17 protein-coding genes are annotated in these 17,223 nt (G+C 50.5%); 7 read left to right on the forward strand and 10 right to left on the reverse strand.

Going from position 1 to position 17,223, the window contains the following annotated elements; translation table 11 throughout:
* A partial coding sequence (locus AB1690_04460) for a type I glutamate--ammonia ligase (GenBank protein ID MEW6014555.1) occupies positions 1-968 on the forward strand: 968 nt, incomplete at its 5' end.
* Positions 969-1,004: 36 nt separating this feature from the next.
* Here AB1690_04460 and AB1690_04465 read toward each other — a convergent pair.
* The 4 genes from AB1690_04465 to AB1690_04480 all read right to left on the reverse strand — a co-directional run bounded on the left by AB1690_04465 (position 1,005) and on the right by AB1690_04480 (position 4,146).
* Positions 1,005-1,712, reverse strand: coding sequence for a hypothetical protein (locus tag AB1690_04465; protein MEW6014556.1), 708 nt, complete (start codon positions 1,710-1,712; stop codon positions 1,005-1,007).
* Between the two features lie 8 nt (positions 1,713-1,720).
* A complete protein-coding gene (locus AB1690_04470) occupies positions 1,721-2,371 on the reverse strand; it encodes a L,D-transpeptidase (protein MEW6014557.1) in 651 nt (216 codons plus the stop codon).
* Positions 2,368-3,390, reverse strand: a complete 1,023-nt coding sequence (locus AB1690_04475; GenBank protein ID MEW6014558.1) for a L,D-transpeptidase — start codon at positions 3,388-3,390, stop codon at positions 2,368-2,370. The genes AB1690_04470 and AB1690_04475 overlap by 4 nt, the downstream gene beginning before the upstream one ends.
* 165 nt (positions 3,391-3,555) lie before the next feature.
* Positions 3,556-4,146 carry a hypothetical protein gene (locus tag AB1690_04480; GenBank protein MEW6014559.1) on the reverse strand — a complete coding sequence of 197 codons (591 nt, stop codon included), beginning with the start codon at positions 4,144-4,146 and terminating at the stop codon, positions 3,556-3,558.
* An 861-nt stretch (positions 4,147-5,007) separates the two neighbouring features.
* Between AB1690_04480 and AB1690_04485 the strand changes: the two genes are divergently transcribed.
* The 4 genes from AB1690_04485 (at position 5,008) to AB1690_04500 (ending at position 9,512) form a co-directional block, all read left to right on the forward strand.
* Positions 5,008-5,949, forward strand: a complete 942-nt coding sequence (locus AB1690_04485; protein MEW6014560.1) for a respiratory nitrate reductase subunit gamma — start codon at positions 5,008-5,010, stop codon at positions 5,947-5,949.
* Entirely contained in the window at positions 5,946-7,559 is a 1,614-nt protein-coding gene (locus AB1690_04490) for a (Fe-S)-binding protein (protein MEW6014561.1), read from the forward strand. The genes AB1690_04485 and AB1690_04490 overlap by 4 nt, the downstream gene beginning before the upstream one ends.
* Positions 7,560-8,080: 521 nt before the next feature.
* Positions 8,081-8,551, forward strand: coding sequence for a hypothetical protein (locus AB1690_04495; protein ID MEW6014562.1), 471 nt, complete (start codon positions 8,081-8,083; stop codon positions 8,549-8,551).
* Between the two features lie 52 nt (positions 8,552-8,603).
* Positions 8,604-9,512: a hypothetical protein gene (locus AB1690_04500; GenBank protein MEW6014563.1), complete on the forward strand. Its 909-nt coding sequence runs from the start codon at positions 8,604-8,606 to the stop codon at positions 9,510-9,512.
* Between the two features lie 106 nt (positions 9,513-9,618).
* On the opposite strand, the gene AB1690_04505 is transcribed toward AB1690_04500, so the two are convergent.
* The 3 genes from AB1690_04505 to AB1690_04515 all read right to left on the reverse strand — a co-directional run bounded on the left by AB1690_04505 (position 9,619) and on the right by AB1690_04515 (position 12,636).
* Positions 9,619-10,044, reverse strand: coding sequence for an OsmC family protein (locus tag AB1690_04505; protein MEW6014564.1), 426 nt, complete (start codon positions 10,042-10,044; stop codon positions 9,619-9,621).
* Between the two features lie 49 nt (positions 10,045-10,093).
* Complete coding sequence (locus AB1690_04510; GenBank protein ID MEW6014565.1) at positions 10,094-11,011, reverse strand: pirin family protein; 918 nt, start codon at positions 11,009-11,011, stop codon at positions 10,094-10,096.
* 230 nt (positions 11,012-11,241) lie between these two features.
* The gene (locus tag AB1690_04515) at positions 11,242-12,636 is read right to left on the reverse strand and encodes a C1 family peptidase (protein ID MEW6014566.1); all 1,395 of its coding nucleotides are present in this window, start codon (positions 12,634-12,636) and stop codon (positions 11,242-11,244) included.
* Positions 12,637-12,799: 163 nt separating this feature from the next.
* Here AB1690_04515 and AB1690_04520 point away from each other — a divergent pair, with 163 nt between their 5' ends.
* Positions 12,800-14,314, forward strand: coding sequence for a carboxypeptidase M32 (locus AB1690_04520; protein ID MEW6014567.1), 1,515 nt, complete (start codon positions 12,800-12,802; stop codon positions 14,312-14,314).
* An 88-nt stretch (positions 14,315-14,402) separates the two neighbouring features.
* The gene (locus AB1690_04525; GenBank protein MEW6014568.1) at positions 14,403-15,206 is read left to right on the forward strand and encodes a class I SAM-dependent methyltransferase; all 804 of its coding nucleotides are present in this window, start codon (positions 14,403-14,405) and stop codon (positions 15,204-15,206) included.
* 54 nt (positions 15,207-15,260) lie between these two features.
* Here AB1690_04525 and AB1690_04530 read toward each other — a convergent pair whose 3' ends face one another.
* The 3 genes from AB1690_04530 to AB1690_04540 all read right to left on the reverse strand — a co-directional run.
* Entirely contained in the window at positions 15,261-15,617 is a 357-nt protein-coding gene (locus AB1690_04530; protein ID MEW6014569.1) for a response regulator, read from the reverse strand.
* A 36-nt stretch (positions 15,618-15,653) separates the two neighbouring features.
* Positions 15,654-16,763, reverse strand: coding sequence for a GTPase HflX (hflX, locus tag AB1690_04535; protein MEW6014570.1), 1,110 nt, complete (start codon positions 16,761-16,763; stop codon positions 15,654-15,656).
* A 114-nt stretch (positions 16,764-16,877) separates the two neighbouring features.
* On the reverse strand, positions 16,878-17,223 hold a 346-nt coding region (locus tag AB1690_04540; protein ID MEW6014571.1), incomplete at its 5' end, for a hypothetical protein.

A 17,223-nucleotide genomic window follows, 5' to 3' on the forward strand; every position in this document is an offset into this window, starting at 1 on the left:
ATTATTTTATCGATTCGGAAGAAGCGGAATGGAACGCCGGGCGAGAAGGAAGCGGCAACCTTGGGTATAAAGTGCAGTACAAGGGAGGGTATCATGCCGCTCCCCCGAAAGACCGGACCTTCAATCTGCGCTCTGAGATAACGACCTTACTGGAAGAGGTTGGGGTCGCCATAAAGTATCATCATCATGAGGTCGGGGGCGCCGGACAGCATGAGATTGAGACCAGGCTGGAGGAGATGACCAAAGTGGGGGACCAATCAATGATAATCAAGTACTTTGTCAAAAATCATGCCTTTCGGCGGGGGAAATCGGCGACCTTTATGCCGAAGCCGCTTTTCAATGAGCCCGGGTCGGGGCTCCATGTGCATCAATACCTTGCCGATAAAAATGGCTCGATATTTTATGACAAGAAGGGCCCGGCCGGATTGTCAAAAGAGGGACTATATTATGTTGGAGGACTGCTGAAACATGCTCCCGCGGTCTTCGCTTTCACCAATCCTTCGACCAATTCTTACAAGCGCCTCGTGCCGGGTTTTGAGGCGCCGGTGCGAGGAACCTATTCGGTCGGCAATCGGACTGCCTGTATCCGTATTCCGGGATATCAAAGGGATAATAAGACCCACCGTATGGAATTTCGCCCGCCTGATGGCACCTGCAATATCTATCTTGCCTATGCCGCCATGCTGATGGCGGGGCTGGATGGAATTCAGAACAAGATTGACCCGGGAGAGCCGTTTGACAAGGACCTGACTCATCTCTCCGATGCCGAGCTGGCGAAGATACCGCTTTTGCCGACCTCTTTGACCAAGGCGCTGGATGCCCTGGAGCAGGACTATAAGTTCTTGCTCAAGGGAAATGTATTCACCGAGGACTTGATTGCGTCGTGGGTGACGCTTAAACGGAAAGATGTAGAGCAGATACGGATTCGCCCGCACCCGTGGGAGTTTTATCTATATTACGATAAATAGCGAAACTATCCTGATTGATTGAGGTCTGAGGATTGTTCAGGTTTCGGGATTGACAAGAGTCAAAAGGCCGCGGTCAGCAACACGATAGAGGGTCATGGCGCTTTCGGCATCCATAATAATGGACAGAGTCGCCTCCCCAAACGGCTTCTGAAGCACCTTGCGGAATTCAATCACGGCATTCTTGAGCTTGGAGGGGGGCTCTCCGGCGATTTCGGTTTTTACTTCGAGCGTCAGACCGTCACCCCAGTGAATTTCGAACCGCTGCGGAATGTCGCGCTGCATCAGGCTGACATCGGCTCGCACCACTTGACTGACAATCGAAAGAACGGAGTCGGAGCTTTTCTCGGTGGCGGCAAAGAGATGCTTCTCGGTGACAGGGCGAACCAGCAATTTTTTCTCTTCCATGAATCTCCCGATGAAATCATTCAGCTCATCGGAATTGTCGGCGTCTATATTCATCGGGTAACTCCAGACCGTGGCGCCCCCCAGTTTGAGGAAAAGTCGCTTTTCCTTGAAGTCGAGGACGAAATAGGTCTTTTTCATCTGCGCCAGCTTCAGTTCCGAAGCGATTAAGCGGTATTCGAGGTTGGCTTTGTCATAACTCCATTTCCTGGCGCCGGTTTTCTGCTTGCCCTCGGCGGAGGCATTTTCATTCTCCGTGTCATCGCCGCCGCATGAAAATAGAAGTGTCGCCGCCAGGGCGAAGATAACTGCCAGACGAAATAGCATTATCTTAAAACTCATTACAAAGCCTAAAAAATATAAATCGGGGTGCCGATAGGAGTCCGGTTATACAATTTCTCCAGGTCCTCGGAGCCAACCCGGACACATCCGTGGGTGACATTGATGCCGAGAAGCCGCTCATAAATTGTTCCATGAATAAAGTAGCCGTCGCCAAAGCCAAGAGCGTAATCGCCCATCATATTCGGGTCGAGTCTCTCGCTCTGGTCTTTGGGAATCTCTTCCCCTTCCTCCAGAAATGCCCAGTCCGGCTTGCGCCACCAGGGGTGGGGAATCTTGCTGGAGACTTTGAAAACCCCAAGGGGAGTATCAAAAATCCATTTGCGACCGGTGGTGCTGTCAATAAATTCGCCCCCTGAGCCGGTCGAGGCGGTTGCCGCGAGCAGAATGGAATCTTCATTGCGAAGATAAACTTTGTTGGCGTGGGTATCGATGACAATGTAAGGTTTTGCCGGTTTTAGCCGGGCAAGCGACTTTTTGGCTTCCTGTATCTCTTTCTTTGCCTTCTTTTCATCCTCGGGAAGACTTCGCACATGAAGAGAATCCGCCAAACCGTTCTTAAGCTTTTCTTCCGAACGGTTGGTGGCGACCATTAGATAAGCGCCCACAATCAGCAGCAATCCAAAAATGGACAGCGATATGTAAATAGCGACTTTTTTCATGGCCAGCGGTCGGAACGTCGGACAATCGTCACCGGCGTGCCGACTCCGACATATTTCATAAGGTGGTCCATATCTTTATTGGTAAGCGCCACGCATCCTTCCGTCCAGTCGCGCCCCTTGCCCCCTTCGCCATGTATCTCGATCAGTCCGCCGATACGGGCGCGCTTCGAAATATAACCTTTCCGTTTATTTTCCTCAAAGCGGACCTTATCCGAGGCGTTGGGATAATTTATAAGCAACGCCTTATAATATTTACTACGACCATACCCCTTTTCTTCCGTTATATAATATTTTCCTTCAGGGGTGGCGCCGTCGCCGGAAAACATCTTCTGATGCGCCGGATTATAGCCGAACTCGGAGTCGTAGGTATGAATCAGTTTTCCGCCTTTGATAAGGTATGTCCGGTGTTTGGACTTATCAACAATTATGGCGTAGCGCCCGGAAGCGCGTGATGATTCCACCGTTTCCGCCACCCAGCGGCGCCAGATATGAATCTTGGAGGAATCATCATTGTCGTAAGCGGTGATCATCTCCGCCATCTTCTTCAAGGATTCTTTTCCCTCGGCGACCATCTTACGGGCTTCGTCAAATTCGCGGTTGTTGAGAAGGATTTCGCTGGTGCGGTACGCCAGTTCGGCGGCGTTCCAGTAGTGCTCCACCTTGTTGCGACTGAGGGCGCCATTTAGCCCTTCCTTCCACTCGGAGAGTTCCGATTTGAGAGTCGTCCGCTCCGCCTGAATCAGGGCTTCGCTGTTGCGAACATAAGTACTGGCTTCCTCGGTGGCGCGATTGGCTGTTTCAAAGGCAAGATTCAAAATGGAATCGGCCGGTTTGAAATTGCGGAAAGGACCCAGACGTCCCTTCTGGCGGGCCATCTCCATCCAGCCCTGCTGTACCAGCTGCTCGGCGCTGCGATAGGTGGTCTCGGCATATTTTATAGCGCCCATATTAGAGGCATGCTCGAGCGCTTTTTTGGCGCGCTCCAGTGAGGCGGACGGCGGCTCCTGGCAGCCTGCCAAAAGTAACGATAACCCCAGTAGTATTAAAGATGCGTATCTGATTCCTGCGCGTCGTTTCACGAGACCTAAAACCAATCCCTGGCTGCTTTTGTTCTAAAATTCATCTGGGGCGTCCGCCGATGGCGGGCACCCCAGATAAAATATCGGAAGATTCCAAAGAATCGATTACTTCTTCATCCCGGCGGCAGTAGCGATTTCTTCAGTAATGCTGTTCGCTTTCTGCATAACGGCCTGGACTTTAGACTTGGCCGTGAGGTATTTTCCGGCATTGAAATCGTTCTTGGCTTCTTCAAACTGAGCGGCGACGCCGGCGAGGTCGGTCTTGATCAGTTCCAACTCCGCTTTGTTGCCTTTTCCTTTGGGGGCTTTGGCATAAGCGGCATTGGCGGCATCGATAGCGGCCTGTGCCTCAGTAATCAGATTGGTAACTTCCTGACGAACTCTTTCCTTTTCCTCAGCCGCTTTGGCGGAGGCTTCTTCAGCCAGCGCCTGGGCGCGGATGAACATCTCTTTGGACTTGCCGTAGCTGCGGAAGAGGGCAAACTTGGAATCCTGCTCATTCTTGGCAGCCATCGCGGCGTTGAGTGTATCGGAAGCCATACGGAAGGCATTCGGTACATACTGCTCGGCTTCAGCCGAACGGGCCGCATTGATAGCATTATTTGCCGCCTGCATCTCAGCTTCGGGAGCCTTACTGCAGCCGGCAATGACCAGCAGGGCAAATGCGGCGAGCACTAATGCTACACGCTGAATCATGTTGAAACCCTTTCTGTCCCGATGGTGAGGGACGAAAAAAAAGGATACGCGCTGGAAGGATAATCCGGCGCCCATCCCGACCGTTTAAGTCACTCAGTTATTGTTATATTCTTAATCATGCCAAAGTAAAATCTTACCCGGCCGTATCCTTTCAATATCGAGTCAGCGGTCTGACCTTTCATTGCAACCTATAACCGTCAGGCTATCGTTGAAGCGAATAAATATATCGGGGGGTCTATTTTTGTCAATATATTTTTCTGTCTAAATTTCTCAGACCAGGCATGGAATGTAGTCCATCTCTCACTATTCTTGCTGATTTATAAGCAATTGCGTGGCAAAATGATGTCCTGACCTGAAAGCAAGGAAGGAAATATTGGAGTCAGAAATTGTCATTGGAGTTGGACAATCGATGCCTCAGAAGAGGACAGCATTATGGAATCCTGACTAACAAGATTCATAGAGTTTTGGCGAACAGTTATTTCAAAAAAGAGGCAATTTAGAAAAAAATATGTGGCTGCCGAATGGCGGTCCCGGCAAAAAGCGAGGGCTGTGACTTAAAAAGGCAATTATGTGTGAGGCTGGAAGATACCGGCATTCTCTTAATATGAGCAAATTACTCCTGATTGGCATAATAGGAATGGCGACAAAAAAGTAGAGTAAAACCGATTTATCGGTCGTTTCAATCGGGAAATAAGTGAAATAATATCTTGACGTTAGAGGGATGATGGTATATTTTATTGAAGATATTTGGCGTAACTAAAAGGCTGTTTGAGTCTTTTTATTTTGAGATAATATGAGAAAAATTTCACAAGCAACTTCAGATATCTGGATTGAAATCCCGTCTTTTTCGGGGAGGACTTAATGGGCGCTTTGCAATATTTTATTTACCTCTCGGTGGCTGTCCTGCTGCTGGGGCTTCTGTTCAAAGCGATGAAGATCGCACGGATGCCGATTCATCTGCGCTGGGACCTTTATCCGATACCGCATGAAAAAGGCAAGGGGCATTATGGCGGCTCTTACTTTGAAGAGCTCGACTGGTGGACCAAACCGCTGAAAGTCTCGCTGGTATCGGAAGTGAAGGAGATGTCAAAGGAGATTCTGCTGATACAGTCGTTGTTTCATCACAATCGGTTTCTCTGGTTCTCATCTTTTCCATTTCATTTTGGGCTGTATCTGCTGGTGGGATATCTCTTTTTTCTCTTGCTGGGCGCGATTCTGAATCTCTCCGGTATCGTTATTGGAGCAACCTCAGAGAGCGCCATCGGCGTCACTACCCATTATCTGACAGTAATAACCGGCGCAGGCGGGGCGATCCTTGGCGCCATTGGGGCGGTGGGACTTATTTTGAGCAGAATTTTCAAAGGAGAACTGAGAAGATTTTCGGTGAAGGCGGATTTCTTCAATCTTGCCCTCCTGCTTGCCCTGTTTGTCGCTCTGCTGATATCACTGGTGACAGTGGATAAAGATGGCGCTTTGCATCGGTCGCTGGCAGGGAATCTGATTACATTTAAACCGATGGGGGAGATGCCGTCACCGATACCACTGGAACTTTTCCTTGCCGGCTTCTTCTTTCTTTATCTGCCCTTCACTCATATGACTCATTTTGTAGGTAAATATTTCACTTATCATAAAGTTCGCTGGGAGGACCATCCCAACTTGAGAGGGAGCAAAATAGAAAAGGCGGTTACCGAGTACCTCGGATATAAACTGTCCTGGTCGGCGGCGCATATCAAGCCAGGCTCGACCTGGGCTGAAGCCGCCACCGATACCAGTCCTGTCACCGGCGAGGAGAAAAAGAAATGAGCTCCAAGAAGGTAAAAGTGACCGATATGTCGAACAACCAGGGGCAATTGACCGAGCTCAATCAGGCCGACTTTCTTCCCCTGCCCCCGCCCTATGACAAACTGGAATTGGAGCCGAAGATGAAACCGCTCACGCCGGACCAGAGGCAGCGGTATGAATGCGACCTGGATGGTATCGCGGCGGTGATGATTCCGCGGCCTAAGACAGAAGAAGAAAAGAAGGTCCTGGTTGATAAATTTCTGTCGGGACTGACCAAGCTCTTTAACAAGGAAGACAACTGGACTTTCATCCAGGCGCTTCTTCTGACAATGGAGTACTGCGCCAAATGCCAGACCTGCTCGACCGCCTGCCCCATATTTGAGGAATCAGGGGGAAAAGAGATATATCGCCCGTCGTATCGCGCCGATGTCATGCGTCGCCTTTACAAAAAATATATCAAGCCGGGAGGGAAATTTTTCACGAAACTGACCGGCGATGATATCGAAGTGAACTGGGAGATGATTGCCCGTCTGGCGGAGTTAACCTATCGCTGCACCCTTTGCCGTCGCTGCGCGCAGACCTGCCCGATTGGCGCCGACAATGGTCTGGTGACCCATGAGTTGCGCAAGATATTCAGTCAGGAGATGGGGATTTCGGTCAAGCAACTGCATGAGGTCGGCTCGGTGCAGCATATTCAGAAAGGCTCCTCGACCGGAATGACGCCGCTGGCTTTCAAAGACAATGTCGAGTTTATGGAAGATGAGGTCAAAGAGCGGACCGGGATGGAATTCAAATGGCCTATCGACAAGGCAGGGGCTGATGTTCTGCTATTGCATAACGCCGGCGAATTTCTGGCATGGCCCGAAAATCCGGAAGCCTTTGCCATCATTCTGGAAGCGGCCGGAATCAGTTATACTCTCTCCAGCGACCTTTTGGGATATGACGGTGTCAACTATGGTCTCTGGTATGATGATGTGCAACTGGCGCGGGTGGCGCTGAAACATATTGAGACAGCGAAAAAATTGGGAGTCAAGAAAATCGTTCTGGGGGAATGCGGGCATTCCCACAAAGCGCTGACCGTGATTGCCGACCGCATCCTTACGGGGGATTATAACATACCTCGTGAAAGCTCCTTAACGCTTCTGGCCGATATAGTCAAGAGCGGTCGCCTGAAACTGGACAAATCGCGGAATGAAGATATCTACGTAACATTGCATGACCCCTGCAATGTGGTCCGGTTAATGGGCATTGTGGAACCGCAGCGAGAAATTCTTCGGGCGATTTCCCCCAAATTCCGGGAGATGACTCCCCACGGAGTGGAGAATTATTGCTGCGGCGGCGGCAGCGGTTTTGCCATAATGCCCAACACCAATTTCCCGGATTGGCGGCACAGCGTTGCCGGGCGAAAAAAGCTGCGTCAGGTGCTGGACGTTTTCCAGGATGTGATTGGTCCGGAGCACAAGAAATATGTCTGCGCTCCCTGCAGCAACTGCAAAGGACAGATACGGGAGCTATTCAGCGCGTACGGTGTTTTTGAGCGCTGCAATATTCTCTATGGCGGATTGGTTGAACTGATTGTCAATGCCATGACCGATATCGAAAAACCTTTCCTGGAGTGGGACTGGCATTAATTTCTCGAGCGTCTTATAGAATGACTCTGGCAGGCGGTGTCGGTATTAATCGATGCCGCTTGTTCTTTTGCCGGAGAAGAGTTATAGGAACTTTCCTTACGCAGCCCTGACCATTCCCTGCTGACCAATTTCTCGGAAACAAGAGCATTACTGATTTGATTTTTATTTTCGTTGACAGTCTCTGAAATTAGAGTATTATATAAACATCTGGGATGAGAAGGCGCAGATAAATTCTCGCTGAAATCTGTTCCTGGAGGATTCTCGTGTGTAAGACAAATTCTCCTGTTGAAATTCCGAAGGGCCGGGGCATATCTATCGACACAATCAAACCTATTTCTCCTGGCGATAAATCTCAAATTCTCTTCCGGATTGATGTTTTCCATATGAGCCGATTTTGGGCTCATTGAAGCGCTGATTGAAACATTTAACTGTAAGGCAGCCGGATTGAAAACCGGTGATATCTGCCGTCGCCGGCAATCTGTCCTATTGAAAATCAACCCAAACCTGCTGAGGAGGATATTATGCGAAAAGCTATCACGATTTCAGGCGCGCTGCTTTTGTGTCTGATAATGGTTGCCGGGTGTGGCGATGACGACAAGAAGCCGACCAATTCGCTGACCCCGGTACCAACTTCGCTTGTCGCCACCTGGTGGTTCAATTCGGCGACTAAAAACGGCAATCCGATTCCCTATGACAGTCTCAATTTCAATTCCAGTGGTGTCGACCAGTCACTCGTTCTGACAACCAATCATACCTGGAGTTTAATCGAATATGACAATTCCGCCAATCCCGTTTACACCTCGAGCGGCACTTTCACGACAGACAACAACTGGATTCATATTAAAGTGCTGCTGGAGAACGGCTCCCCGGCCGACCCTGATGATACTTCATCCTCCCAGTGGTCCGCCACCTCTACGCAGTTGACTATCACGAATACTATAGTTTTTGACCAGCAGACAATCACGATAATCTCTATCTATGACAAGGAGTGAGAAGGAGACGTCAATTCCGGGCAAGCAACTAATAACCGAAAAGAGGTTCAACATGCGCTGTAAAGCAAAGATTCTTCTTTGGTCGTTCATCTTTGTCTGTCTCTTTGCATCTTTACCCGATTCCGCTCAGGCGTACACCGGGAAACTGCAGATTCCTCCCGCGGGCGATAAGCAGATGATAACGCTGGATGATGGCTCTACCCTGGTAGGCAGGATTACCAACATCGGCGAAAGCGAAATTCGATTCGAAACTGATATGGGGGAGATGACCATTCAAATCGCTAAAATAAAGGAAATCAAAGAGCTCCCTGCGTCATCCATTAAGGGGGGCAAATACTGGTTTCCCAATCCCAATCGGACACGTTTATTCTGGGGACCAACTGCCCGCACTCTCCAGAAAGGTGACGGTTATCTCTTCGACCTCTGGATATTCTTTCCCGGCATCGCCTATGGCATCACCGACAACATTATGGTAACCGGCGGGGTATCGATACTTCCAGGCGCTGACGCCGAAGACCAGTTGTACTATCTTTCGCCCAAAATCGGTTTTGCAGCGTCGGATAAACTGGATGTCGCTTTCAACTTCATTCTCTTCCATCTCTGGGATGAGTCGTTTTACTTTGCAATGGCTAACAGCACTTACGGCACCGATGACAACAGCCTGACCGGCGGACTGGGAATCGCTTTCGATGAAGAAGAAATGGCTGACAATCCGGTCGCTACCCTGGGCGCCGAATATCGTCTTGGCCGCCGGGTCGCGGCGGTAGGCGAGACCTGGTTTATTCCCGGAGAGACCGACAGCGGCGTTCTTGGTATCGTGGGGTTGAGACTGATGGGCGAACAACTCACAGTCGATTTCGGCATCGGATTCGCAACCGAGGCTGATCAGTCTGAGAGCGAGTTTGAAGATGATAGCGCCACCAATTGGATACCATATGTAGATTTTGTCTGGAATTTCTAAGAGGTACGGCTTAAGGAAGCAATTCCTTCCATTCTAAAAGAAACAGCCCGAACACTCCGAAAGGTTCGGGCTGTTTGAATTTTTGATTGACGAGCGAGATTAGGCTTTACGACTCCAGTTTGGCATCCATAGTGATATTGGCTTTGAGAAGCCGCGAAACCGGACAACCGGCTTTGGCGTTGTTTGCCGCGGCCTGGAAGGCATCCGGTTTGGCGCCGGGAATCTTAGCGGTAACATCAAGATGCACCGCGGTAATGGTGAAACCGTCACCAACTTTCTCCAGACTGACCGTGGCGGTTGTCCGGATACTTTCTGGATTCATCCCGGCTTTCCCCAGTTCTCCCGATAACGCCATGGAGAAACATCCGGCGTGCGCCGCGCCAATCAATTCCTCGGGATTGGTGCCTTTGCCGCTTTCGAACCGCGAGCCGAAAGAATACGCCGTATCTTTCAGCACTCCGGTTTCAGTTGAGACTGTCCCCTTGCCGTCTTTGAGACCCCCTATCCAAACCGCTGAACCTTTTCTTTTCATAAATCCCCTTGAGATTTAGAGATGGTTTTCATAATTAATAGGACGCTTGCTACTTTTTAGCGCCGCTCTGTTTCAAGAAAGTTCCTTTTTGAAGCTCATCGTATGCCTGACGCAGCTCATCTTGAGTGTTCATAACAATCGGTCCGTACCATGCCACCGGCTCGCGCAACGGCCGCCCCGAGACCAGCAGAAAGCGGACACCTTCCTCACCCGCCTGCACTGTTACCTCATCGCCGGTATCAAAAAGCACCAGGGAGCGATTGTCGGCATCGGTGGGAGGAGTGGTGTCAAGCCAGCCGACACTTTCAGTCGGGACGGCCAGCGGCTCAGAGGCGTTACAGAATTTCCCGGAACCGGCGAAAACATAGGCAAAGGCATGGCTTTTTGTTTCAACCGCCAGCGTTTTTCTTTTTCCGGGAGGGACGGTAATATCAACATAGACCGGGTCGGCGGCAATGCCCTCGACCAGCCCCCGTTTCCCCCAGAACTCACCGCAGACAATCCGGGCATAGGTGCCGTCATCATCAGTCACTTCCGGAATATCGGTTGACTTTATTTCCTGATAGCGCGGCGGAGTCATCTTGAGCGATGAGGGAAGATTCGCCCAGAGCTGAAAACCATGCATTCTTCCGAGACTGTCTCCCTTGGGCATCTCCTGGTGCAGGATGCCGCTGCCGGCGGTCATCCACTGGATATCGCCGGCGCCGATTGCGCCGCGGTTGCCGATACTGTCGCCATGTTCGACCGTGCCGGCGAGAACGTAGGTGATGGTTTCGATGCCGCGATGAGGATGCCAGGGGAAACCGGCAAGATAATCATCCGGGTTGTCGCTGCGAAAATCGTCGAGAAGCAAGAAGGGGTCGAAGTCGGCGGTGTTTCCGAATCCAAAGGCTCGCCGGAGATGAACACCGGCTCCTTCCAGGGTAGGTTTGGCTTTTATAAGTTTCTTAACAGGACGAATCGACATATTTGGCTCCTGCTAAAGCATATTCCTCTTTCATAGTACAGTATTATACGAGTGGTGGCGCCGGAAAAGCAGCGCAGGTTTTAGAGATAAGATTCATCGAACTTGAGAGATTCAACATTCTTAGACTTTGAATCAACAAACCTGAAATCTCGGGCTGGTCGTCTATATAAAAGCCTTAACCGTTCTGATTCAGATTCGAATCCCGGCAACGAATTATACATCCCATTCTCTCACCGAACCATCTCGAACATCGGGTCCCAGGGCGGGATGGTCGTAACCGGCTGGTCAAATATCTGAAGAAGTTCTGCCGGGACATACTTCTTCTTGACGATAATGTTAAAGACGTAGTTGTCAAACCAGGTGTCGTACATGGTCCAGAACCCGCCGCTTCCGTTTTCTGTCCCCCAGCTGTTTTCGACCAGCCATTTGTCCGCTTTGCTGTCTCTGATATCCACGCCGACCAGCGCCATGGCATGATTGATGGAGCCTTCGCGGTACAGAGCACGTTCCGCTTTGCTCATCTCAAAATCGCCGCCATAAATGGAGCCATAATCATAGAGATTGACCGCCATTATTCCTTTCTGGCGATTCTGGTCCTTGCCGACATCACAGGCGAACCAGACCGGCTCATTGTCAAGCACCGACTTGGCCGCCAGTTCCTTGAGACGCTCTATTTCGAGGTTGGCGTAATCCATATCGGGACGGTCATAGATATTGCGCGACATTCGCACCTGGTAATGCTTGCCATACTCCCGGGTGGGGTCGTTGAATAACGTTACATATTCCTTGAGGTCGATACCTACAAAATCATTATAAAAACTCCCGGGGGTATAGATCTTCAGGGCGCTGACAACGGAATCTTTATCTTCAAAGCGATAGGGAAATTCCCTTGGCGGTTCGCCCAGGTTTATAACCAGCATCCGATAGAGTTCGGCCATCATGCTATTTTTCTCCGCCCGCAGTTCTTCGACCGTTTTGCCGCCGGCATAAAGGGAGCGGAGCCTGACAGCATCGGCGCGCAATTTCCGACTGACTAAATCATTCATGGCATCGGTATTTTCCGAACTGTTGGTCTCCGGCATGACCTCTTTGGGAACGGCTCCGTATTCTTCTATAAGGTCAACCACGTAGTTCCACCAGCCGCCGTCCCCGAACGGATTGCGCAGGATAATTTCCATTTCGCGGTCAAGTAAATCGCGGTCTCGAAATTCAATTATCTGTTCGAGAAAGCAGTTGCCCTTTTCCATTTTGTCCCAGAAAGAGAGATAATTCTGCGAGAACTCGAAGGAGGTCAGTTTGTATTTTTCAATTATGTGGGGACGCATGATATTGAGACCGGCGAAAAGCCAGCATCTACCGGAAGACTTCTGATTGGTGACCCCGCGGACTTTGATTTTATGGCTGAAGACTTCATTATGCTGAATTATCAGATCGCGATTGAGAGCGAGATTTTTGATATCGCTGTTGGTAATGGCGTTATACATGGCCCGTGTCTGGGGGCTCATTTGAAAGGAATCGCGGCAACGCTCGATCAGTTGCGGTGTTAGCGCGCCATCAGCGGCGCCCAGGAATTCCGACGACAGCATGATGAGAATTCCGGCGACAAAGTAAGGGAAACGTTTCATAACGGCTCCTGTTAAGAGGCGGTTTAGAATTTAATCCTTCAATCTATCAAATGCTTCTTATGCTGTCAATACAGCCGAAAATCGGCATGGTACCGGTTGCCTTTTCCGGCGGTTTGATTATATTCCGTAAAATTTTGCACCATTAATTAACCGAGGTAATATCATGGCAAAATATGATGAACTGTATAAGGAACTTCTCGACCGCTGCAAGGAAGTGAATGTAATCGGTTCCTGCGCCGGGCTTCTGGGCTGGGATGAGCGGACCTATATGCCGCGAGCCGGAGCGGCATCACGGGCGACCCAGATTTCGTATCTTTCCGGGCTGGCGCATGAAAAATTTGTCGACCCCCGCATCGGCGAACTGCTCGCCGAACTGGAGCAATCGCCCCTGGTGAAAGAGCCGCTCTCCGACAGCGCCGTCAATATCCGGGAGATTCGGCATGAGTACGATAAGTCGGTCAAAGTGCCCAAAGAACTGGTGGAAGAATTGAGCCATACCCGCACCATGGCGCAGGGGGTCTGGGCGGAAGCGCGAAAAGAATCAAACTTCCCGAAATTTCTTCCCTGGCTGGATAAGATAATCAAACTCGATTTGCGACTGGCTGACTGCTATGGATACAAGAAAGACCCGTATGATGCCCTTCTCGATAATTACGAACCGGGAGCGACTTTTGAGACAATCGGCAAGGTGCTCGCCGATTTTCGCAAGGATTTAGTCCCGATCGTAGCGGCAATAATTGATTCGCCGAAAAAACCGGACCTGTCAATAATCGAACGGGACTACCCGGTGGAGCGTCAAGCAATGTTCGGGCAATCGGCGGCGGCAGCGATCGGATTCAATTTTTCGGCCGGACGGCTCGATATCACCACCCATCCCTTCTGCAGCGGAATAGCGCCGGGGGACACCAGAATCACGACCCGGTATAATCCCCGTCACTTCGGGCAAGCCTTCTTCGGAATTCTGCATGAGACCGGACACGGCATCTATGACCAGGGTCTAAAGTCCGAGCATTGGGGAGCGCCGCTGGGAGATTCGGTCTCGCTGGGGATACATGAGTCGCAATCCCGGATGTGGGAAAACCTGGTGGGACGAAGCAAACCGTTCTGGCGGCATTTCTTCCCGCGGGCGCAACAGATGTTCCCGGAGTCGCTTCAGGGAGTCAAATTTGATGATTTCTTTTTTGCCATCAATGACGTCCGTCCGTCATTTATCCGGGTGGAGGCGGATGAAGTAACCTATAATCTTCATATCATTCTCCGTTTCGAAATCGAGCATGCTTTCTTGAACGGGGAAGTGAAGCCATCGGAACTTCCCGGACTCTGGAATGAAAAATTCAAGCAGTTTTTTGGAATCGTCCCCAGGAATGACGCTGACGGGTGTCTGCAGGATGTCCATTGGTCGATGGGGTATATTGGGTATTTCCCAACTTACACTCTCGGGAATCTCTACTCGGCGCAATTCTTTGCCAAAGCGAAACAGGATATCAAAGACCTCGATGAGCAGTTTGCCCGGGGCGAATTCATGCAACTAAAGAGCTGGCTTAATAAGAACATACATGAGCATGGGAAACGGTATCGCGCCGAGAAGCTGGTAGAAGTCGTAACCGGAAAACCGCTGAGCCATCAGCCGCTGATAAACTATCTGAAAAGCAAGTTCGGCGAACTGTACGGCATATAAGAGGAAGCCGACGGCAGGTTTGGTTGGAACGGGGGCGAAAGCAATTCGCCCCTGCGTGACTTTATTCCGTCCGAGAAAGCCTATTTCTATGAACAGCGACCGCAAGAAATATACGGAAGCGAACAGGATAGCCTGGAATGAAGTGACGCCGTATCATCAGAAAGCGAATAAGGTGCGGCTGTATCGTCTTTTTGCGCAACCGGGATATTCCTGCCTGGATGAGAAGATTACACAGAAGCTGCGGGAGTGGGGAATTGAGGGCAAAGATGTGGCGCAGTTAGGCTGTAACAACGGCAGGGAATTAATATCGCTTAAGAATCTGGGAGCCAAAACTGCTGTAGGATTTGATATTTCGGATGCCGCTATCGATGAAGCGCGCGCTCTTGCCCAGCATGCCCGAGTGGAGTGCGATTTTATCCGAACCGACATCTATGATATTCCTGCAGAATATTATGACAAGTTTGACCTGCTTTATATCTCTATTGGTGTTCTCGACTGGATGCCGGACCTCTACCATTTATTTGAGATAGCGGCGAGATTAATGCGAACAGGCGGAATAGTCTTGATTTATGAGATGCATCCCTTTTTGCAGATGGTCGATGAGCAGCGGAAAGAAGCGCCGGTGCAGTTGAAGGAGTCATATTTCCGGAAAGAGCCATGGGTCGACACCGACAGCCTGGATTATTATGCCCACGCAGAATACCGGTCCAGCCCAAAATACAATTTCCCTTATACTATATCCGGTTTGATTATGGCGCTCATCAAGAACGGCATCCGGATTGAATATATGGAAGAGTTTGAAAAAGATATCTCCTGCTGTTTCACTGAGATTGAAAAGCTGAAGCCGGGGTTGCCGATGAGTTTCATTCTCATAGGGAAGAAAACCGGATAAAAAAAAGGGGGCGCTGACGCGCCCCCCGTATATAATAAACCCCTCGTTAAAAACCTAAAGCAAGTCGGTCAAGAGCCGCTCGATATCCGACATCATAAACGGCTTGTTCAAGAAGCCATCGGCTTTCGATTTAACAATATCGGAGCCGACTTCATCGACCGAATACCCGGATATCATCACTACCGGCAGTCCCGGTTTTCGTTCTTTAATTGTCTGGAGAAGTTCCAGTCCCGACATGCGGGGCATCCGCATATCGGTAATCACCATGGCAATATCATCCTGCTCAATCTTCTTGAGAGCATCGTGACCGTCATTGGCACGGATAGCATTGAAATGGAAGACCTCGAGCATCTCCGCCAGAAGGCTCGACATATTGGGGTTGTCATCTACGATAAGTATATTCTTTGCCATAATTTTCGTGCTCTCCATAGAAAAATCGGCAAAAAATCAGTATTCTTTAGAGAATTGTCGGAAATAAAGGACAGCCCTGTCCGAGATATGATTTTTGAGTTTTTCCACTCCTTCCCCCGTGGCAGCAGAGAGGTAAAAGCCGCTCTGGGCGCTGTTCGAAAATTCAACATCCTCGTCGGTCAAGTCAATCTTGTTATAGACCGGCACTGACGCTACCCGGTCAGCCCCTATATCTGCCAGGACTTTATCGGTCTGAGACGCTTTGTCCCTATACCCGGGGTCGGAGTAATCAATTACCTTGAGAAGAAGGTCGGCATAAACCGCTTCCTCCAGGGTCGACTTAAAAGAGGCGACCAGCTGGTGGGGGAGCTTCTTGATGAAACCGACGGTGTCGGTGAAAATCACTCTCTCCGGGTAGCCAGAAGACATTACCCGACTGGTGGAATCGAGGGTGGTGAAAAGTTTATCTTCCACTTTCACGCCCGATTTGGTGAGACGGTTGAAAAGGGTCGATTTGCCGGCGTTGGTGTATCCGACCAGGGCGACCTTAAAGAGCTCGCGCCGCCGTTTCCGCTGCGTTTCTCTCTGAACGCCGAGTTTCTCTATATCTTTCTTCAAACGGGCAATTTTATCCCGGATACGGCGGCGGTCAGTCTCAAGCTGGGTTTCGCCCGGTCCCTTGGTGCCGATACCTCCATACTGGCGACTAAAATGGCTCCAGGCGCCGGTCAGACGGGGAAGCATATATTCCAGTTTCGCCAGTTCGACTTGAAGTTTCGCTGCGGCTGTCCGGGCGTGGAGGGCGAAGATATCGAGTATCAGCATGGAGCGGTCGATTACTTTGACTCCGAAAGCTTCTTCGAGATTGCGCTGCTGCGCCGGCGAAAGAGGGTCATCAAATATTACAAGATTGACCCCGTTGCCGGCGAATTCCTCTTTGAGGCGCTCGACCAGTCCGCGGCCGATATAATAAGCCGGGTCAGGGTCGCGGGTTTGAAGCACCTCTCTGGCGACCAGGGCGCCGGCGGAGCGGGTCAGTTCCGACAACTCCCGGAGCGATGCCGCCGACTGCTCTTTTTTGAGCGAGGAGCGGGATAGTCCGACCAGGCAGGCTTTCTCTGATTCTCTATTAGATTTCTGCAACATCGGTAATAATATAATGGCAATCTGTCAGTTCAGACAGAATTTTGTCATACAAAACAAAATCCCCGCCCGATAGTTCGGGCGGGGGGAACGGATCTATATTAAAAGAGGGTACTCTTACCGGGTGCAGCTGCCGTCTTTCAACTGCGTCTTGTCGCGGTCGCGAAGGCGAATCAGGTCGCCTTTGCCATTATCGCTGCTCTTCTGATATTCAGGACCGTAACCGAACGAAGATTTCGGCTTGGTGGCGCCGAAACCGGTGCCGTCCTCCGGTTTGACATAGTCGTCGTCTATGCCGTTGGGGATACCGTCACCGTCGGCATCGCGGTTCCAGGAATACTGGTTGAAAATCATGAATGTATTCATATGGCCGATTCCAACCACGGTACCAGCCCATCCAAACACGTGACCATTCTTGAGCAATTTACCATTGCCGGCGGAGGCGGAAGCGGAAATCAGGACA

This window comes from Candidatus Zixiibacteriota bacterium, assembly GCA_040753495.1.
Classification (GTDB): domain Bacteria; phylum Zixibacteria; class MSB-5A5; order GN15; family PGXB01; genus DYGG01.